Below are 20,149 nucleotides of genomic sequence, written 5' to 3'. Positions count from 1 at the left end.
ACCATGACACCCTCCTGTGCGTTATTTTTCTTAATGTAAGGTTGGCTTTCGGACTTCCGGCGCGGTCGGCTGCGAACGCGTAAAGTGGTCGTGGCACAGCAAAGCAGCAACGCGAACGTATTCGATGATCTCTTCGAGAGACATTTCCAGCTCTTCCTGGTCTTCGTCTTCATCGTAGCCCAACTGCGCAATGTTACGCAGATCGTCGATCGCCTCACCCGCTTCGCCGGTCACTTTATCGAGTTTCGGCTGCGTGACGCCCAGCCCCAACAGGTAGTGGTTGACCCAACCTGCGAGCGCATCGGCACGATCGAAGACGCTGACGTCATCGCCTTCAGGCAGATAAAGCTGAAAAAGGAAGCCATCGTCTTCCAGCGAATCGCTGATCGCGGAGTGCATTTTACGCACGGCTTCCGCCAGCTCGTGACCAAACGCCAGCCCTTCGTTCGTCAGGTCGTGGATCAGCGGCTGCCATGAGCTGTCGCTGTTTCCGCCGCACAGCATGCCACTGATCAGACCGTGCATTTCCGCAGAGGTTAAACCGACTCCCTGCTGGTTCAGTAACTGGTTTAAATCCTTGTAACCAGGCATTTCGTTCTGTATAGACATGCGCATTCGTCATCGTTGGGAGGAATATTCATGATATGCTACCACTTTGGACCCTGGTGATACCAGAAAAGGGCTTGTATCTTCACATCAGGGTAGCTATAGTGTCGCCCCTTCGCAGCCCCCGGGGCAGTAAGCGAAGGCAGCGCAGTCAATCAGCAGGAAGGTGGCATGTCTGCACAACCCGTCGATCTCCAGATTTTTGGCCGTTCACTGCGAGTGAATTGTCCGCCTGAACAAAGGGATGCCTTGAATCAGGCTGCGGACGATTTGAATCAGCGGTTGCAAGATCTCAAAGAACGCACTAGAGTCACAAATACTGAGCAGCTGGTTTTCATCGCCGCGTTGAACATCAGTTATGAACTGGCTCAGGAAAAAGCGAAGACCCGCGATTACGCGGCAAGCATGGAGCAGCGCATTAAAATGCTCCAGCAGACCATTGAACAGGCATTGCTTGATCAAGGTCGCAATCCCGAAAGACCGGGACCAAAGTTTGAATAACACTTCTCAGTTGACTATGGTAGAGTAACTGTGAAGACAAAATTTCTCTGAGATGTTCGCAAGCGGGCCAGTCCCCTGAGCCGATATTTCATACCACAAGAATGTGGCGCTCCATGGTTGGTGAGCATGCTCGGTTCGTCCGAGAAGCCTTAAAACTATGACGACACATTCACCTTGAACCAAGGGTTCAAGGGTTACAGCCTGCGGCGGCATCTCGGAGATTCCCTCTCTTTTTCTTCTACCGACTACCATGACCCAACTCCCTGAAGTCTCTTCCTCACGCCAGGACATCCGTCAACTCATGCGTCAACGCCGTCGTGCGTTAACTCCCGAACAGCAAGCACAGTTTGCCCAGCAAGGCGCAGCCCGTATGATGGCCTATCCCCCTGTTGTGATGGCGCGTACCGTCGCCCTGTTCCTCTCGTTTGATGGCGAGCTGGATACTCAACCGCTGATCGAACAACTGTGGCGCGCCGGGAAGAGAGTGTATCTGCCGGTGCTGCACCCGTTTAGCCAGGGAAATCTGCTGTTTTTACACTACCATCCGCACAGCGAACTGGTGGTGAATCGTCTGAAAATCACCGAACCAAAACTCGACGTCCGCGACGTCCTCCCCCTCTCAGAACTGGATGTGCTGATCACGCCGCTGGTGGCGTTTGATGAGCAGGGTCAGCGCTTAGGGATGGGTGGCGGTTTTTATGACAGGACGCTGCAAAACTGGCAGCAGTATCATTTACAGCCTGTGGGGTACGCACATGACTGCCAGGGCGTGGAAGCCTTGCCGGTAGAGAAGTGGGATATTCCGCTGCCTGCGGTAGTGACGCCGGGCAAAACCTGGCGCTGGTAAAATAAAGCCGGGTAGCGACCCGGCTTTATGCTCACAGAAACAGAATCAGTACAGCAGACGGGCACGAATGGTACCCGGAATAGCCTTCATGCTCTGCAGCGCTTTTTCCGCTACATCTTCGTCCGCTTCAATATCAATCACCACGTAACCCATCTGAGAGTTCGTTTGCAGATACTGCGCGGCAATGTTGACGCTCTGCTCGGCAAAGATCTGGTTGATCGCAGTCAGCACGCCCGGACGGTTTTCATGGATGTGCAGCAGACGACGGCCACCGTGCAACGGCAGAGACACTTCCGGGAAGTTCACGGCAGAGAGCGTAGAACCGTTGTCGGAGTATTTGCTCAGCTTGCCCGCGACTTCCAGACCGATATTTTCCTGCGCTTCCTGCGTCGAGCCGCCGATGTGCGGCGTCAGGATCACGTTGTCGAATTCGCACAGCGGAGAGGTGAACGGATCGCTGTTGGTAGCAGGCTCAGTCGGGAAGACGTCAATTGCCGCCCCCGCCAGATGCTTACGCTTCAGCGCATCGCACAGCGCCGGAATATCGACAACCGTACCGCGCGCGGCGTTGATCAGCAGTGACCCCGGCTTCATCAGCGCCAGTTCCTCAGCACCCATCATGTTTTTCGTCGACGCATTTTCCGGCACATGCAGGCTGACCACGTCGCTCATGTTCAGCAGGTCAGAGAGGTGTTGAACCTGAGTGGCGTTGCCCAACGGCAGTTTGCTTTCGATATCATAAAAATAGACATGCATACCCAGGGATTCAGCCAGGATCCCCAGCTGAGTACCGATGTGACCATAGCCGATGATACCGAGTTTTTTACCACGGGCTTCGTATGAACCCGCAGCCAGTTTGTTCCACACGCCGCGGTGCGCTTTGGCGTTAGCTTCCGGAATACCACGCAGCAACAGCAGCAGCTCGCCAATCACTAACTCCGCCACGGAACGGGTGTTGGAGAAGGGGGCGTTAAAGACAGGCACACCGCGTTTTGCGGCGGCATTCAGATCAACCTGGTTGGTACCGATGCAGAAACAGCCGATGGCAACCAACTTTTCCGCCGCGGCAATCACGTCTTCAGTCAGTTGGGTACGGGATCGCAGGCCAATGAAATGGGCATCACGGATGGACGCTTTCAGCTCTTCGGTGTCCAGCGCGCCTTTGTGAAATTCGATGTTGGTGTAACCTGCTGCACGAAGGCTATCAAGCGCTTTCTGATGCACGCCCTCAACCAGCAGGAATTTAATCTTGTCTTTCTCCAGTGATACCTTTGCCATTTACCTTACCCGACCCTGTTTTTGTCTGAACTGATGTTGTGCTGGATTTAAATCCGCTGTAGCCAACATATCAAAAAAAACTATTGCAGCAATATGAACGTTTGCGCCGGCACTCTGAAGAAAAGTCATACAGAGCAAAATGACAGAGGAAAATGCTGTAGAAATTTGCGAATGCGGCAGGATCGGCAAACGAGAGGTAAAAAGCGTGACACAAGTCACCGAATTTAGCTTTTCAAAATTTTTTTAGCGGGGGGAGGGCTCCCCCCATCAGATCATTTTACAATGGTTTGCACGCCATCTGCCGTGCCGATCAGCGCGACATCCGCGCCACGGTTGGCGAATAACCCCACAGTCACTACGCCTGGAATACCGTTAATGGCATTTTCCAGCGCAATGGCGTCGAGAATTTCCAGACCGTGAACGTCGAGGATCACGTTGCCGTTGTCAGTGATGACGCCCTGACGATATTCCGGGCGTCCACCCAGTCTCACCAGTTCACGCGCCACAGCGCTACGCGCCATTGGGATCACTTCTACCGGCAGCGGGAATTTACCCAGGATATCAACCTGCTTTGACGCATCGGCGATACAGATGAATTTATCCGCCACGGAGGCGATGATTTTTTCACGCGTCAGCGCCGCACCGCCGCCTTTGATCATCTGCATATGGCCGTTGATTTCATCCGCGCCATCAACGTAGATGCCAAGACGGTCAACTTCATTCAGATCGAAAACGGTGATGCCAAGGCTTTTCAGCTTTTCCGTGGAAGCGTCGGAGCTGGAAACTGCGCCCTCGATCTGCCCTTTCATCGTGCCCAGCGCATCGATAAAGTGTGCCGCCGTCGAGCCCGTACCAACACCGACAATGGTACCCGGTTGCACATACTGGAGAGCGGCCCATCCTACTGCTTTTTTCAGTTCATCCTGCGTCATGATCGTTTAGCCTGTGGTGTGAAAACGTAGGCCGCATTATAGAACACGTCGGGTGGATTTCGTCTGCCACGAAGGGAAAATTGTGTCATAGTGCAGATTAAGCAAAATTAAGGAGTCAGCCAGAGCAATGAAACGTCCGGACTACAGAACACTACAGGCACTTGATGCAGTTATTCGTGAACGCGGTTTTGAGCGCGCAGCGCAAAAGCTTTGTATCACTCAGTCCGCCGTATCACAACGCATCAAACAGCTGGAGAACATGTTCGGGCAGCCTCTGCTGGTACGTACCGTTCCACCGCGTCCAACGGAGCAAGGGCAAAAGCTCCTCGCCCTGCTGCGCCAGGTTGAACTGCTCGAAGATGAGTGGCTGGGCGACGAACAGACCGGCTCAACGCCGCTGCTGCTCTCGCTGGCGGTGAACGCCGACAGTCTGGCAACCTGGCTGTTGCCAGCCCTTGCGCCGGTATTAGCAGACTCCCCGATTCGCCTGAATCTGCAGGTTGAAGATGAAACCCGTACGCAGGAGCGCCTGCGTCGCGGTGAAGTGGTTGGGGCGGTTAGTATCCAGCCTCAGGCGCTGCCGAGCTGTCTTGTCGATCAGCTGGGCGCACTGGACTACCTGTTTGTCGGCTCAAAAGCGTTTGCCGAGCGCTACTTCCCGAACGGCGTCACCCGCGCCGCGCTGCTGAAAGCCCCTGCGGTAGCGTTCGACCATCTGGACGATATGCATCAGGCCTTCCTGCAGCAAAACTTCGATCTGCCGCCGGGCAGCGTGCCATGTCATATCGTGAACTCGTCTGAAGCGTTTGTGCAGCTCGCACGTCAGGGCACCACCTGCTGTATGATCCCGCACCTGCAGATAGAGAAAGAGTTGAAAAGCGGTGAGCTGATTGACTTAACGCCGGGGCTGTATCAGCGCCGGATGCTCTACTGGCACCGTTTTGCGCCAGAAAGCCGCATGATGCGCAACGTCACCGACGCGCTGCTGGCGTATGGGCATAAGGTGTTGAGACAGGATTAAGGAACAATTCCCCTCTCCTGACGGGAGAGGGGGAAAGTGAAGACAGATTACTGCGCTTTTGCCGGCTCAGTCTGCTGACTTTGGGTCGGCTGCAGCTGGAATACCACATCAACCTGATCGTCGAACTGAATCGTCGGCTGCTCATAAGTTTCCTGAGCAGACGCCGGTGCCGCGTCGGCCTTCATCATCCGTACCATCGGGCTTGGCTGATAATTTGAGACGTGGTAACGCACGCTGTATACCGGACCGAGCTTACTGTTGAACCCGGACGCCAGCTGTTGCGCCTGATGGATTGCATCATCAATGGCGGCTTTACGCGCCTGGTCTTTGTATTTTTCCGGTTGCGCAACGCCCAGTGAGACGGAACGAATTTCGTTCAGACCCGCTTTCAGCGCGCCATCCAGCAGCGAGTTCAGTTTATCGAGCTGACGCACGGTCACTTCAACGGTGCGCACGGCACGGTAGCCTTTCAGGATGCTTTTACCGTTCTGGTAGTCGTAATCAGGCTGGGTACGCAGGTTGGCAGAGCTGATGTCTTTTTTAGCGACACCGTTCTGCTCCAGGAAAGAGAGATATTGCGCAACACGATCGTCAGCCTGCTTCTTGGCAGAAGCGGCATCTTTCGCGGCTACGTTCACTTCAATTGCCAGCGTTGCAACATCGGGTACCGCATCCACGCTTGCGGTGCCTGAAGTGACGATGTGCGGGCCATCAGGCAATTCACTTGCCTGCACCGACACCGCACCTAAACTCACTAATGCCGCCAGGGCCATCACTTTAAACTTCACTGTCATTCCTCCATGTTGCGAAGAGTGCCCAACAACAGGGCGCATGCCAGCAAGCTTAGCGGCTCACGCTCAGTTGTCCATAAGACAACGCTTAGTTGAGCAATTCCTGAACATGATGAATCCCCTCTTTTGCCAGCTGAAAGGCGATAAACCACATTACCACGCCCACCAGCGTGTTGATGATCCGCTGGGCTTTAGCGGTACGCAGACGCGGGGCCAGCCATGCCGCCAGAATCGCGAGACCGAAGAACCACAGGAATGAGGCGCTGACGGTACCCAGGGCAAACCAGCGTTTTGGCTCAACGTCGAGCTGTCCACCCAGGCTGCCCAGCACCACAAAGGTATCCAGATAAACGTGCGGGTTGAGCCAGGTGACCGCCAGCATGGTGACGATAATCTTCCAGCGGCCCTGCTTCATGACCTCGGCGCTCGCCAGTTCGAGATTGCTGCTCATTGCCGTTTTCAGCGCCCCGAACCCATACCACAGCAGGAACGCCACGCCACCCCAGGTCACCAGCGCCAGCAGCCAGGGAGACTGCATCAGCAGCGCACTGCCGCCAAAGATTCCGGCGCAGATCAGCAGCAAATCGCTCACCGCGCACAGCAGGGCAATCATGAGATGATACTGACGGCGAATGCCCTGGTTCATCACGAACGCGTTTTGCGGGCCAAGGGGAAGAATCATGGCCGCGCCTAATGCAAGGCCTTGAAAATAGTAAGATAACATGAATAAATTCTCAGCAAGTTGTCGTGGGAGCTGACTATACTGCGAGAACCTTATTAGAGGAAATTGATAATATTAATTGGTGATTAGTATTGCTAATAAAAGGCCCGGTGGCGATGCCGCTCACCGGGCCTGCTGAGGAAGAGGATTACTTGGCTTCTTTCTCGCGTTTAAGGTTCACGTCCATCTGTGGATACGGGAAGCTGATCCCGTTGGCATCAAAATCACGTTTGATACGTTCCAGAACATCCCAGTAAACGTTTTGCAGATCGCTACTTTTGCTCCAGATGCGCACGACAAAGTTGATGGAGGATGCCCCCAACTCGTTCAGGCGAACGGTCTGCTCTTTATCTTTCAGAATACGATCGTCGGAGGCAATGATATTGGCGATCAGCGATTTCACCTGATCGATATCAGAGTCATACGCCACGCTGATAATCAGCTCGTTACGACGCACCGGCTCGCGGGAAAAGTTAATGATGTTGCCCGCGATGATTTTCCCGTTCGGTACCACCACGATACGGCCATCCACAGTTCGCAGAGTGGTTGAGAAAATCTGCACCTGCAGTACTGTGCCGGCAATACCGCCCAGGTCAACGTACTCGCCAGAGCGGAACGGACGGAAGGTTACCAGCAACACACCCGCTGCCAGGTTCGAGAGCGACCCCTGCAGCGCCAGACCAATGGCCAGACCGGCGGCACCGAGAACAGCAATCACCGAGGCAGTCTGTACGCCAACACGCCCCAGTGCAGCAATCAGCGTAAAGGCAATAATACCGTAGCGCACCAGTGCAGAGAGGAAGTCAGCCACAGTGGCGTCAATGTGACGCGCCAGCATCACGCGGTTTACGGCGTTTGATACGATACGCGCCACGATCATCCCGACGATGATGATGGCAATCGCCGCGACGATGTTAACGGCATAGCTCAGCAGCAGCGCCTGGTTGCGCACCAGCCAGTTACCGGCATTATTGATGCTGTCTACAACATCGAGTTGTTCCATTTAGTCTTCCTTTTGTTATCCCAAAAACACAAAATCCATCCCCCATGGAGACAGGCAGGTCAGTAAAGGGTAAACAAAAAGGACCGGTTTTGCCAAACAGATCACATAAACGGACCGGGCAGACCATTGAAAAAGCATAAAAAAAGGCCCGCATTTGCGGGCCTTCTGATGCTATGAGCTGCTTAAATTACAGAACGTCAACCGCGTTCAGTTCTTTGAAAGCCTGCTCCAGACGCGCCACCATGGAAGTCTGCGCAGCACGCAGCCATACACGTGGATCGTAGTATTTCTTGTTCGGCTGGTCTTCGCCTTTCGGGTTGCCCAGCTGGCCCTGCAGGTAAGCTTCGTTCGTTTTGTAGTACTGCAGGATACCGTCCCATGTTGCCCACTGGGTGTCGGTATCGATGTTCATTTTCACTACGCCGTAGCTTACGGAGTCTTTGATTTCCTGAGCAGAAGAACCGGAACCGCCGTGGAAGACGAAGTTCAGGCTGTTGTGCGGCAGGTTGTGTTTCTTAGAAACGTATTCCTGAGAATCACGCAGGATAGTTGGGGTCAGAACCACGTTACCTGGTTTGTAAACGCCGTGTACGTTACCGAAGGACGCTGCGATGGTGAAGCGTGGGCTGATTTTGCTCAGCTCGGTGTAAGCGTAATCAACGTCTTCTGGCTGGGTGTACAGTGCAGAAGCGTCCATGTGGCTGTTGTCCACGCCGTCTTCTTCACCACCGGTGCAACCCAGTTCGATTTCCAGGGTCATGTCCATTTTGGCCATGCGCGCCAGGTACTTAGAGCAGATTTCGATGTTTTCGTGCAGGGACTCTTCAGACAGGTCGATCATGTGAGAAGAGAACAGTGGCTTACCGGTCGCTGCGAAGTGTTTTTCACCCGCGTCCAGCAGACCGTCGATCCACGGCAGCAGTTTCTTCGCGCAGTGGTCAGTGTGCAGGATAACCGGAACACCGTAGTGTTCAGCCATCTGGTGTACATGGTGCGCACCAGAGATTGCGCCCAGGATTGCCGCGCCCTGAGGAACGTCAGTTTTCACGCCTTTACCAGCGATGAATGCTGCGCCACCGTTAGAGAACTGAACGATAACCGGTGCTTTAACTTTTGCAGCAGCTTCCAGTACGGCGTTAATGGAGTCGGTACCAACACAGTTAACTGCTGGCAGAGCGAAGTTGTTTTCTTTAGCTACCTGGAACACTTTCTGAACGTCATCACCAGTGATCACGCCAGGTTTTACGAAATCAAAAATTTTAGACATGTTGCTTAGTCCTGTATCTTCGGCCGTTAGAAAAGGTGCGAGCTCTTAAAGCGCGCTGAAAATTGGGCAGGTTTCCCTGCCCTTGAATGGCTTACTTCTTAGCGCGCTCTTCGAGCATTGCTACTGCTGGCAGTACTTTGCCTTCCACGAACTCGAGGAATGCGCCGCCACCAGTGGAGATGTAGGAGATCTTGTCAGAAATACCGAACAGGTCGATTGCTGCCAGCGTATCACCGCCGCCTGCGATAGAGAACGCTTCGCTGTCTGCGATAGCGTTAGCAACGATTTCAGTACCTTTGCGGAAGTTCGGGAATTCGAACACGCCAACAGGACCATTCCACAGGATAGTTTTTGCGTTTTTCAGGATTTCAGCCAGTTTCTGTGCAGAAACGTCGCCCAGGTCCAGAATCTGCTCATCATCTTTGATGTCGTTAACAGATTTCAGGGTCGCAGCCGCTGTTTCAGAGAACTCAGTCGCGACGCGAACATCCGTTGGAACCGGGATATCGCAGGTAGTCAGCAGACGTTTTGCTTCGTCAACCAGATCCGCTTCGTACAGGGATTTACCGACGTTATGGCCTTGTGCCGCCACGAAGGTGTTCGCGATACCACCGCCAACGATCAGCTGGTCAGCGATTTTAGACAGGGAATCCAGTACGGTCAGTTTGGTAGAAACTTTAGAACCACCAACGATTGCAACCATTGGACGAGCAGGTTCTTTCAGCGCTTTACCCAGTGCGTCCAGCTCAGCAGCCAGCAGAGGACCGGCACACGCGACGTCTGCGAATTTACCGATACCGTGGGTTGAAGCCTGCGCACGGTGAGCAGTACCGAAGGCGTCCATCACGAATACGTCACACAGTGCAGCGTATTTTTTGGACAGCGCTTCGTCGTCTTTCTTTTCGCCTTTGTTGAAGCGAACGTTTTCCAGAACAACCAGTTCACCGGCAGCGATGTCTACGCCGTCCAGGTAATCTTTTACCAGGCGAACCGGGTTGGACAGTTTGTCTTTCAGGTAATTAACAACTGGCAGCAGAGAGAACTCTTCATTGTACTCGCCTTCAGTTGGACGACCCAGGTGGGAGGTCACCATCACTTTAGCGCCCTGCTTCAGAGCCAGTTCGATGGTTGGCAGAGATGCACGGATACGCGCGTCGCTGGTCACTTTGCCATCTTTAACCGGTACGTTCAGATCAGCACGGATGAAAACGCGTTTACCAGCCAGATCCAGATCGGTCATCTTAATTACAGACATGGTGAATCCTCTCGTTGATTCTTAAAGTTTTGCAGACGCACGATGCGTCTTACCTGAAACCTTGAGCGGCCATTGCTAACGTGGTGTCGAGCATTCGGTTAGCAAAGCCCCATTCGTTATCACACCAGACCAGCGTCTTGATAAGGTGTGCGCCACTGACGCGCGTTTGAGTGCCATCGACAATGGCGCTGTGCGGGTCGTGGTTAAAATCTACTGAGACCAACGGTAATTCCGTATAGTCAACTATACCATGAAATGCCCCCTGTGCCGCTTTTTGCAGCAACAGGTTGACTTCACAGGCTTTTACCGGTTTTTTCACCGTCACGCTCAGGTCAATTGCGGTGACGTTAATCGTCGGTACACGTACGGCAATTGCTTCAAAACGATCGTTAAACTGCGGGAAAAAACGGGTGATACCTGCCGCCAGTTTTGTGTCCACCGGAATGATTGACTGGCTCGCGGCTCGCGTGCGTCGTAAGTCCGGGTGGTAGGCGTCAATCACCTGCTGATCGTGCATCGCTGAATGAATCGTGGTTACGGTGCCGGATTCAATGCCATACGCATCGTCTAACAGTTTGATGACCGGAATAATGCAGTTGGTGGTGCAGGAGGCGTTGGAAACAATGCGGTGTTCGGCTTGCAGCTCATGCTGATTCACGCCAAATACGACGGTCGCGTCGAGGTCGTTGCTGCCAGGATGGGAAAACAGGACTTTTTTCGCACCTGCTGTCAGATGCGCTTCGCCATGCTCGCGGTTACCGTATACGCCAGTACAGTCAAGTACGATATCCACACCCAGTTCACGCCACGGTAGCCCGGCAATACTGCTCTCATGCAGCACGCGGATGGCATCGTCGCCGACAAACAGCTGATCTCTTTCCTGGCGAACATCCCAGGCAAAGCGTCCGTGGCTGGTGTCATATTTCAACAAATGCGCCATGCCCGCAGCATCCGCCAGTTCGTTGATAGCCACCACGGTTATTTCCGCCCGACGCCCGGATTCATATAAAGCACGAACCACGTTACGCCCGATGCGACCGAAGCCATTAATCGCTACGCGTACGGTCATAGATCTCCTGCAAAGCTATCCCTGAGTTTGAGGTGGCTGAAAGAGTAATCCAGCTACGCCCGAAGGGGAATCCTTGCTGTCACAAACTGCGATTGATTGGTCAATTGTCGAACATTTAATCGACTGAAACGCTTCAGCTAGAATAAGCGAATCAGGGAATAAAAGGAATGTCTGTCCAGAGCAATAAGCGCGCTATATGACTTGCGTCACATTTTGGATGGAATAATTCACAGGAACGTTACATGTTTGAGGAATAGTGGACATATAAGGCGGATAGCGTGAAAAAAACAAAACGGTAACCCAAAGGTTACCGTTTAGGGTGTTTGCGCCCTCTTCTCAGTGAGAGCACGGACAGGGGCTCGCGCCCCTCCCCTACAAACAATTACAGCAGTTCTTTTGCTTTCGCGACAACGTTTTCAACGGTGAAGCCGAACTCTTCGAACAGCAGCTCTGCCGGAGCAGATTCACCGAAGGTGGTCATGCCGACGATTGCGCCGTTCAGGCCCACATATTTGAACCAGTAGTCAGCGATACCTGCTTCTACTGCCACGCGCGCGGTAACGGCTTTAGGCAGTACGGATTCGCGGTAGGCGGCATCCTGCTTGTCGAACGCATCGGTAGACGGCATGGAAACCACGCGCGCTTTAACGCCTTCGGCAGACAGTTTTTCCCATGCGGCAACAGCCAGCTCAACTTCAGAACCGGTCGCGATGAAGATCAGCTCTGGCTGACCCGCGCAATCTTTCAGCACGTAACCACCACGGGCGATGTTCGCCAGCTGCTCTGGAGTACGTTCCTGCTGTGCCAGGTTCTGGCGGGAGAGGATCAGTGCGGTTGGACCGTCCTGACGCTCAACACCGTATTTCCACGCCACGGCGGACTCAACCTGGTCACATGGACGCCATGTGCTCATGTTTGGCGTCACGCGCAGGGAAGCCACCTGCTCTACCGGCTGGTGAGTTGGACCATCTTCGCCCAGACCGATGGAGTCGTGGGTGTAGACCATCACCTGACGCTGTTTCATCAGCGCAGCCATACGCACGGCGTTACGCGCGTACTCGACAAACATCAGGAAGGTAGAGGTGTACGGCAGGAAACCACCGTGCAGGGAGATACCGTTCGCAATCGCAGTCATACCGAATTCACGCACACCGTAGTGGATGTAGTTACCGGCAGTGTCTTCGTTGATTGCTTTAGAACCAGACCAGATTGTCAGGTTAGATGGCGCCAGGTCAGCGGAGCCGCCCAGGAATTCTGGCAGCAGCGGACCGAACGCTTCAATCGCATTCTGAGAGGCTTTACGGCTGGCGATTTTGGATGGGTTCGCCTGCAGTTTAGCAATGAACTCGTTCGCTTTGGCGTCGAAGTCAGACGGCATGTCACCCTTCATACGACGGGTAAATTCAGCCGCTTCCTGTGGGAAGGCTTTCGCATAGGCAGCGAACTTCTCGTTCCATGCGGATTCTTTCGCCTGACCCACTTCTTTAGCATCCCACTGCGCGTAAATTTCAGATGGGATTTCGAAAGCAGGATATTTCCAGCCCAGCGCTTCGCGCGTCAGAGCGATTTCCGCGTCGCCCAGTGGCGCACCGTGGGAATCGTGGGTACCCGCTTTGTTCGGGGAACCGAAACCAATGATGGTTTTGCACATCAGCAGTGACGGCTTGTCCGTCACAGCGCGCGCTTCTTCTACTGCACGTTTAATCGAGTCAGCATCGTGACCGTCAACGCCACGCACAACGTGCCAGCCGTAAGCTTCGAAACGCTTCGCGGTGTCGTCAGTGAACCAGCCTTCAACGTGACCGTCGATGGAGATGCCGTTGTCGTCATAGAACGCAACCAGTTTGCCCAGCTTCAGGGTACCTGCCAGGGAGCACACTTCGTGAGAAATGCCTTCCATCATGCAGCCGTCGCCCATGAATGCGTAGGTGAAGTGGTCAACAATGTCATGACCTGGACGGTTGAACTGCGCGGCCAGGGTTTTCTCGGCAATCGCCATACCCACCGCGTTAGCAATACCCTGACCCAGCGGGCCGGTGGTGGTTTCTACACCTGCGGTGTAACCCACTTCCGGGTGTCCTGGCGTTTTGGAGTGCAGTTGGCGGAAGTTTTTCAGCTCTTCAATTGGCAGATCGTAGCCAGTGAGGTGCAGCAGGCTATAGATCAGCATTGAGCCGTGGCCATTAGACAGCACGAAACGGTCGCGGTCAGCCCAGGAAGGGTTCTGCGGGTTGTGGTTCAGGAAATCGCGCCACAGGACTTCGGCGATATCAGCCATACCCATTGGGGCGCCCGGGTGGCCGGATTTGGCTTTCTGTACTGCGTCCATGCTCAGCGCACGAATAGCATTAGCAAGCTCTTTACGTGAGGACATTTTAACTCCAGATCGGACTGTTAAAGGCCATGCCCTTGACGACAGCGCGTTTTGGGCTACGCCGGAAAAAAGTGCCAACAATGTAACCCAAGCGGCATGTCATGTACATGGAGCATTCTTTTGCAGCTTAAGAAATCTCTGGATCATGCTCGCATGTTGCGCAATCTGCTCGCCCGGCCCCGTAGATATTCCTTATACTTAGCCCGACCCCGGCTTCGTTGCCGGTGCACTTTTCAGATTTTATTCAGATTAACGAGTACGGAAGCGACATCATGAAAATGCGTGCAATAGTGCTGGCCCTGGGTACAACGCTCCTGCTGAGCGGCTGTCAGAATATGGATTCTAACGGCCTGATGTCCTCAGGCGCAGAAGCCTTTCAGGCCTACTCCCTGAGCGACGCACAGGTTAAAGCGCTGAGCGACCAGGCCTGTAAAGATATGGACGGAAAAGCCACGCTTGCCCCGGCCAATAGTACCTACACGCAGCGTCTGAATAAGATAGCCTCCGCGCTGGGTGATAACATTAACGGCCAGCCGGTGAACTATAAGGTGTACATGGCCAAAGATGTAAACGCCTTCGCGATGGCGAACGGCTGCATCCGCGTTTACAGCGGGCTGATGGATATGATGACCGACAACGAAGTTGAAGCGGTTATCGGCCATGAAATGGGCCACGTTGCACTTGGCCACGTGAAGAAAGGCATGCAGGTTGCGTTAGGCACTAACGCCATCCGCGCCGCGGCGGCGTCTACGGGCGGTATCGTCGGCAGCCTGTCACAGTCGCAGCTTGGCGATGTGGGTGAAAAGCTGGTTAACTCTCAGTTCTCGCAGCGTCAGGAATCCGAAGCGGATGACTACTCCTACGATCTGTTGCGCAAACGCGGCATTAATCCATCAGGTTTAGCCACCAGCTTCGAAAAACTGGCCAAACTGGAAGCCGGTCGCCAGAGCTCTATGTTTGATGACCACCCGGCGTCAGAAGAGCGCGCACAGCATATTCGCGACCGTATGGCCGCAGACGGAATTAAATAATTCAGAAGGAGGCATATTTGCCTCCTTTTTATTTCGCATGAATTGTTAATTTAACCGCACATATCGGTAATAGCACTTTAGCACCTTTCTAAGCCGCGCAAACACTGGCTTATTTCCCTGAAACGTCTCGTCACATAATTATTGCAATCATTTACCATTCGGGTAATTATCGAGCTCGCAGTAATTCAATTTACAATATTAAGACAGAGACGTTCCCTCCGTGAAAAAAGAATTATCATTAATTGCGTTAAGTTTATTCGCCGCATTACCCGCCGTTGCAAGCCAGCAATCCGACAGCAAAGGGTTTGTTGATGACAGCCATTTAGATCTGTTTTTACGCAATGCGTATATCAGCCGTGATTATCATCAGGGCCAGCAGGACAAAGCCGAATGGGGTCAGGGCATCGTTGCCACGTTTGAATCAGGCTATACCGAAGGGCTGGTTGGCTTTGGTGTGGACGGCATTGCCCAGTATGGCGTGCGTCTGGACGGCGGTCGTGGGAAGAGCGGTGCGGGCGGCATTGACTTCTTTAAACAGGAAGATGATGGCCGGGCTAAATCCGATCTGGCGAAATTTGGCGCCACAGCAAAAATGCGTATTTCCAATACCGTGCTGAGCTACGGTAACCAGCGTCCGGAATTACCGATTGTGAATGCCGACAATTCCCGTCTGCTGTTTGAAAGCTTTACCGGCACCATGCTGACCTCAAAAGAGATCGCGGGTCTGGAAGTGAACGCCGGTTACTTCACCGATGAGCAGCGCAAAAGTGACGACCGCCACGACAGCGGCCTGAAGAGCCTCTCCTTCGGCGGTGCGAGCTACCAGTTCAACGACCAGTTCAGCGGTGCGCTGTATGCCTCTCATGTGGAAGAGGTGATGAACAAGCAGTACCTGGGAATGAACTTCAAACAGCCGTTCAGCACCGGGCAACAGCTGGTGCTCGATTTTAACGGCTATAACTCACGCCTGGATCAGCGCTACGCAGACAGCCTTGATACCGGACGCAGCAATAGCATCTGGAGCCTGGCGGCAAGCTACATCTGGGATATTCATACCTTCAAGGTGGCGTATCAGCAGAGCAGCGGCAGCACCGGCTATCATTATGGTAGCTATCGCGATCAGGGTGGCGTAGGTGACGGCGGCAATACCATCTGGCTGGCGAACTCGTACTGGTCTGATTTCAACGGCGAAGACGAGCGCTCCTGGCAGGCTTCTTACGCGCTGGACTTCGGCGGTCTGGGCTTACCGGGCCTGAGCTGGACCACAGCTTACGTGCGTGGCGACAACATCAAGACCTCTGAAACCAGCAACGGTAAAGAGCATGAGTGGTTTAACCAGATCCAGTATCAGGTGCAGGACGGCCCGGCTAAAGATCTGAAACTGAAACTCCGTTACTCCGTCCTGCGCGTGTCCAGCAACGCCAGCGACTATAACGTGGGCGGGGATGAGATCCGCGCGTACGTGGAATACCCGTTTAACGTGTTCTGATTAAGCCCCTCACCCGCCCTTCTCCCTAAGGGAGAGGGCTGGAGTGAGGGTAAACACGCTTAGTACAACGTCTTCTGCGGCGGCCCGGCAAACTTCAGCGCGCCAATCTGTCCCATCCGCACTTCCACTACCGACGGTCCTGGCATGGCAAGCGCTTCGGTCATCACCGCGTCAAAATCCTCAGCCCGTTCGACGCTCCACGCCTGTAACCCCATCGCATGCGCCAGCTGCGTAAAGTCCGGGGTATGCAGCTCGTTATAATACTGACGCCCGCCGAAATACTTATCCTGAATGCCGCGCATGACGCCGTAACCGCCGTCGTTCATCACCAGCAGCGTCACGTTGGCCTTCTCCTGCGCCAGCGTTGCCATCTCGCCCAGATTCAGGCTTACGCCACCATCGCCCACCAGCCCCACCACTTTGCGTTGCGGGTTGGCAATCGCCGTGCCAATCGCCATCGGTAGCCCCATGCCGATGGCGCCTGCCAGCGAGTGAATGTTCATCAGCGGTCCGTTGGCGCGGAACAAACGGCTGCCCCACAGGCTTCCGGATACGGTGATATCACGGACCAGCAGGCCATCTTGCGGCAGCGCGTTCTCGATGGCGTCGTTGAGCTTCGCATAAGCACCGCACTGCTCACGCAGTCCCGCAACGGCTTTCGCCAGCGCCTGCTGCACCTGTGTATCCCACTGTGCATCGCCCCATTCACGCCCCTGAGCTTTAGCCGCCAGCGCGGTTAACAGCGCCGCGCAGTCGGCCACAAGGGTTGTGTCCATCAGATAGTTGCGGCTCGCCGCCGCGGGGTCGATATCAATCTGGACGCGGGGATGCGGTAATTCAAGCGTCCACGAGCGGGTTTCGTTGCTGCGCAGGCGTGAGCCAGCGACCAGCGTAAAGTCGCACTGCGCGATCAACGCCTCAACTGATGGCGAGTTATGAAACGCCCGCAGGCTGGCGCGATGGCTGTCCGGCAGCACGCCGCGCGCGTGGGTGCTGGAGATAACCGTCACTCCCGCATCCGCCAGTTTTTTTACCGCATCAGCGCTACCGAGCGCTCCGCCACCCAGCCACAGCAGCGGCTGTCTGGCCTGTTTAAGCTGCGCCCACAGCGTGTCGACCACTGCCGTATCAACCGCGGAAACCGACGTCGGTTTCACCGGAGCGGTGATCAGCGACACGGGGATTTTCGCCCCCTGAATATCAATCGGGATCTCCACGGAGACCGGCCCGCACGGCGGAGTTTGCGCCTCCTGAATGGCCTTGTGAAGGATCGCTATCGCCTGGTTTGCGTTGCTGATGCGGTATGCCCGTTTTGAGCTGGCCTTCAGGAAGGTCAGCTGGTCGCGGGTTTCGTGGATAAAGCCGGTGTCGGCATCCAGCCAGGCTTTTTCCACCTGGCCCGTGATATGCAGCAGCGGCGTGCAGGCATTCATGGCTTCCACCAGCGCGCCGACGGCGTTACCCGCCCCGGCGCCGGTACTGGTCAGCGCCACACCGAGCCCGGAAAAACGGCCGTGGGCATCGGCCATGGTGACCGACCCCGCTTCGCCACGTGCGGGTACAAAGCGAATATTCCCGCGCTGCCCTACCGCATCGGCGATGGGTAAATTGTGGATGGAGATGACGCCGTAGATGGCCTCAACCTGATACTGCTCCAGCGTTCTGGCGATGGCGTCGCCGACGGTTATCATTTCGCTCATTACTCACCCTTTCTCAGTCGCACCAGTGGTTGACGCTGTTACCCGTCGCCAGATAAATGCTCTTTTGCTGCATCCAGGCTTTCAGCCCCTGAATGCCCTTTTCGCGGCCCAGACCGCTCTCTTTAAAGCCCCCGAACGGGGTCGAAATTGCAAACACTTTGTAGGTGTTTATCCACACCGTGCCCGCTTCAAGCTGCTCGCTCAGGCGCAGGGCGCGCCCGGTATCCCGCGTCCAGATCCCGGCGGCAAGGCCATAAACGGAGTCATTCGCCTCACGGATCAACGCGGCTTCATCGCTAAAGGGCATCGCCACCAGCACCGGGCCGAAGATCTCCTCCTGACAGGCGCGCGCGCTGTTGGTCAGGCCTTCGATGATGGTGGGCTGGAAGTAACTGCCGTTTGCCAGCAGTGGATCGGCAGGGATCTCCCCGCCACACAGCACGCGGCCCCCTTCACGCTTTGCCAGTTCAACGTAAGCCTGCACGCTCTTGCGGTGCGCGTCGTTAATCAGCGGTCCCACATGGGTGCCGTCGGTAAAGGGATGCCCGACCCGCAGGCCGCGCGTTAACTCGAGCAGCCTCGCCATCAGTGGGGCGTAAAGGCGCTCATGGATAAAGAGCCGCGAACCGGCAATACAGGCCTGACCTGCCGAGCTGAAAATGCCGTAGCAGATCCCGCGCGCAGCCAGCTCAACGTCGGCATCTTCCAGCACGATGGTCGGGGATTTACCGCCCAGTTCCAGCGAGGCCGGGATCAATTTTTCCGCCGCCACGTGCGCCAGATGACGGCCCGTGGTGGTGCCACCGGTAAAGGAGATTTTTCGCACTTTCGGGTGACGCGCCAGCGCATCGCCAATCACCGAGCCTTTGCCCGGCAGCACGCTCAGCAGCCCGGCGGGTAAGCCTGCCTGCTCAAAAATACGCGCCAGCTCCAGCGCCATCAGCGGGGTGGCTTCGGCTGGTTTGAGAACCACCGCGTTACCGGCAGCAATGGCCGGCGCCACTTTCTGCATTTCGCTGGCAATGGGGGAATTCCAGGGCGTGATAGCCGCCACCACGCCGAGCGGTTCATATCGGCTGAGGGTAAGCACATCAGGCTGGCGTGGGGTCGGCAGTTCACCTTCCAGCAGCTCGCAGGCGGCGGCAAAATAACGCGCCGTGCCTGCCGCGCTCATCACCAGCCCCCGCGCTTCCGCCAGCGGTTTACCGTTGTCGCGACTCTGCATGCGGGCCAGTTCATCGACGCGGGATTCGATCAGATCCGCCACCTTATGCAGGATCTTCGCACGCGCATGCGGCAGGCTGTTACGCCAGGCAGGATCGCGCCACGCGCGCTCTCCGGCGTCGATAGCCTCCTGCAGATCCTCCAGGCTTGCCGCGTGGAGCGTGGCGTTCACCGCACCGTCTGCCGGGAAATGACTCTGCATCAGGTTACCGCCGCCACGCCGCCAGTTGCCGCCAATGAAAATGTTAAGATCGTCCATCGTCGCTCCTCAGCGCTGCGTCAGTTCACGGCAGGCGCGAACCGCGCTGAGTGCCGCCAGGGTGGAGGTTTTGGGGTTGCTGGCAAGCGGTAGCCCGCTCAGCTCCAGATGGAACTCGCCAAACATCCCTTCGACGTGCAGCGTGTGGGTATTGCGTTGAGTGGCCGGGTCGACCATCAGTTGCACGCGGGTGTCATCCATCCCCACGCCGCCAAGTGCCACGGTCGCCGCCACGTTGGCGTTGGCCGGAAACAGTCGTGCCGCTTCACGTGCGCTGCCTTCAAAGAAGATCTGCGCCTCGGACACGGCGTTAAGATCGATAAGCTGCTCGGCATAGCTGCCGCGCCAGCTGGCCGGGCTTTTACGCGACTGGTAGGTCACCTTCTCAAGCCCGCCCTCTTTTGCCGCTGCCAGGCCATCAATGCCCGCCACCGCCCCGGAGAGCAGCGTCAGCTTTCCGCCTGCGTTGAGCAGACGCTGTTCCAGCGCGCTGTCTGCCAGCGCGCCGGTGGAGATCACCGCCAGATGCCATCCACGGCGTAAAATCGCTTCCCCGTACTGCGCCACCGCCTGCTGGCTGGCACATTCCAGCACCAGATCGGGAGTATCCGTACATAATGCGGGCGAGGTCAGTGCCACCACCGCATCGCCAAACTGCTGGCGGATAGCAGCATGATGCGTCTCGCGCGCCACGATCCAGCCGATGGCAACCTGCTCGGGCAGGCGCTCAATGACCGCCTGCGCCATGGCACCGTAGCCGATTAACATGATTTTTTTCATG

At 55.6% G+C, this 20,149-nt stretch carries 18 protein-coding genes and 1 other RNA gene; 6 read left to right on the top strand and 13 right to left on the bottom strand.

Annotation, left to right across the window (positions count from 1 at the left end; all coding sequences use genetic code 11):
- Positions 1-30: 30 nt before the first annotated feature.
- Positions 31-609, bottom strand: a complete 579-nt coding sequence (locus QE396_RS21090) for a YecA family protein (RefSeq protein ID WP_025203274.1) — start codon at positions 607-609, stop codon at positions 31-33.
- 168 nt (positions 610-777) lie between these two features.
- On the opposite strand from QE396_RS21090, the gene zapA reads away from it, so the two are divergent.
- From zapA to QE396_RS21075, 3 genes are all read left to right on the top strand, one after another.
- Complete coding sequence (zapA, locus tag QE396_RS21085) at positions 778-1,107, top strand: cell division protein ZapA (protein WP_020883720.1); 330 nt, start codon at positions 778-780, stop codon at positions 1,105-1,107.
- A gap of 41 nt (positions 1,108-1,148) precedes the next feature.
- Positions 1,149-1,332, top strand: a non-coding RNA gene (gene ssrS, locus QE396_RS21080) — 6S RNA.
- A 25-nt stretch (positions 1,333-1,357) separates the two neighbouring features.
- Positions 1,358-1,954, top strand: coding sequence for a 5-formyltetrahydrofolate cyclo-ligase (locus QE396_RS21075; protein ID WP_032670177.1), 597 nt, complete (start codon positions 1,358-1,360; stop codon positions 1,952-1,954).
- 45 nt (positions 1,955-1,999) lie between these two features.
- On the opposite strand, the gene serA is transcribed toward QE396_RS21075, so the two are convergent.
- Together serA and rpiA are read right to left on the bottom strand one after the other, a co-directional pair.
- Complete coding sequence (serA, locus tag QE396_RS21070; RefSeq protein WP_014171529.1) at positions 2,000-3,232, bottom strand: phosphoglycerate dehydrogenase; 1,233 nt, start codon at positions 3,230-3,232, stop codon at positions 2,000-2,002.
- Positions 3,233-3,504: 272 nt separating this feature from the next.
- Positions 3,505-4,164, bottom strand: coding sequence for a ribose-5-phosphate isomerase RpiA (gene rpiA / locus QE396_RS21065; RefSeq protein ID WP_014171530.1), 660 nt, complete (start codon positions 4,162-4,164; stop codon positions 3,505-3,507).
- A gap of 127 nt (positions 4,165-4,291) precedes the next feature.
- On the opposite strand from rpiA, the gene argP reads away from it, so the two are divergent.
- Entirely contained in the window at positions 4,292-5,185 is an 894-nt protein-coding gene (gene argP / locus QE396_RS21060; RefSeq protein WP_008499727.1) for a DNA-binding transcriptional regulator ArgP, read from the top strand.
- A gap of 47 nt (positions 5,186-5,232) precedes the next feature.
- Here argP and QE396_RS21055 read toward each other — a convergent pair whose 3' ends face one another.
- The 7 genes from QE396_RS21055 to tkt form a co-directional block, all read right to left on the bottom strand.
- On the bottom strand, positions 5,233-5,973 hold the full coding sequence (locus QE396_RS21055) for an oxidative stress defense protein (RefSeq protein WP_020883718.1): 741 nt from the start codon (positions 5,971-5,973) through the stop codon (positions 5,233-5,235).
- A 91-nt stretch (positions 5,974-6,064) separates the two neighbouring features.
- Positions 6,065-6,700: an arginine exporter ArgO gene (gene argO, locus QE396_RS21050; RefSeq protein ID WP_014171533.1), complete on the bottom strand. Its 636-nt coding sequence runs from the start codon at positions 6,698-6,700 to the stop codon at positions 6,065-6,067.
- Between the two features lie 145 nt (positions 6,701-6,845).
- Positions 6,846-7,700 (bottom strand): small-conductance mechanosensitive channel MscS, encoded by an 855-nt coding sequence (gene mscS / locus QE396_RS21045; protein ID WP_020883717.1) that lies wholly within the window; start codon positions 7,698-7,700, stop codon positions 6,846-6,848.
- A 187-nt stretch (positions 7,701-7,887) separates the two neighbouring features.
- Entirely contained in the window at positions 7,888-8,967 is a 1,080-nt protein-coding gene (gene fbaA / locus QE396_RS21040; protein ID WP_014171535.1) for a class II fructose-bisphosphate aldolase, read from the bottom strand.
- Positions 8,968-9,058: 91 nt separating this feature from the next.
- Complete coding sequence (pgk, locus tag QE396_RS21035; RefSeq protein WP_020883716.1) at positions 9,059-10,222, bottom strand: phosphoglycerate kinase; 1,164 nt, start codon at positions 10,220-10,222, stop codon at positions 9,059-9,061.
- 49 nt (positions 10,223-10,271) lie between these two features.
- A complete protein-coding gene (gene epd / locus QE396_RS21030) occupies positions 10,272-11,291 on the bottom strand; it encodes an erythrose-4-phosphate dehydrogenase (protein ID WP_014171537.1) in 1,020 nt (339 codons plus the stop codon).
- Between the two features lie 382 nt (positions 11,292-11,673).
- On the bottom strand, positions 11,674-13,665 hold the full coding sequence (gene tkt, locus QE396_RS21025; protein ID WP_020883715.1) for a transketolase: 1,992 nt from the start codon (positions 13,663-13,665) through the stop codon (positions 11,674-11,676).
- Positions 13,666-13,937: 272 nt separating this feature from the next.
- On the opposite strand from tkt, the gene QE396_RS21020 reads away from it, so the two are divergent.
- Together QE396_RS21020 and QE396_RS21015 are read left to right on the top strand one after the other, a co-directional pair.
- Positions 13,938-14,696 carry a M48 family metallopeptidase gene (locus tag QE396_RS21020; RefSeq protein WP_020883714.1) on the top strand — a complete coding sequence of 253 codons (759 nt, stop codon included), beginning with the start codon at positions 13,938-13,940 and terminating at the stop codon, positions 14,694-14,696.
- A gap of 220 nt (positions 14,697-14,916) precedes the next feature.
- The gene (locus QE396_RS21015) at positions 14,917-16,185 is read left to right on the top strand and encodes an OprD family outer membrane porin (RefSeq protein ID WP_020883713.1); all 1,269 of its coding nucleotides are present in this window, start codon (positions 14,917-14,919) and stop codon (positions 16,183-16,185) included.
- 59 nt (positions 16,186-16,244) lie between these two features.
- Here the strand turns inward: QE396_RS21015 and QE396_RS21010 are convergent, their stop codons facing one another.
- Genes QE396_RS21010 through QE396_RS21000 form a run of 3 tightly spaced genes read right to left on the bottom strand, consistent with a single transcriptional unit; the run spans position 16,245 to position 20,148 of the window.
- A complete protein-coding gene (locus tag QE396_RS21010) occupies positions 16,245-17,885 on the bottom strand; it encodes a thiamine pyrophosphate-binding protein (protein ID WP_014171541.1) in 1,641 nt (546 codons plus the stop codon).
- 13 nt (positions 17,886-17,898) lie between these two features.
- Entirely contained in the window at positions 17,899-19,368 is a 1,470-nt protein-coding gene (locus tag QE396_RS21005) for an aldehyde dehydrogenase (RefSeq protein ID WP_014171542.1), read from the bottom strand.
- A gap of 9 nt (positions 19,369-19,377) precedes the next feature.
- Positions 19,378-20,148, bottom strand: a complete 771-nt coding sequence (locus QE396_RS21000) for an aspartate dehydrogenase (protein WP_020883712.1) — start codon at positions 20,146-20,148, stop codon at positions 19,378-19,380.
- Position 20,149: the final 1 nt, after the last annotated feature.

Origin of the sequence: Enterobacter sp. SORGH_AS_0287, assembly GCF_031453695.1 — a bacterium.
Lineage (GTDB): Bacteria > Pseudomonadota > Gammaproteobacteria > Enterobacterales > Enterobacteriaceae > Enterobacter > Enterobacter ludwigii.
Note: the sequence above shows the minus strand (reverse complement) of the source record. Positions and strands in the feature narration are given on the sequence as shown.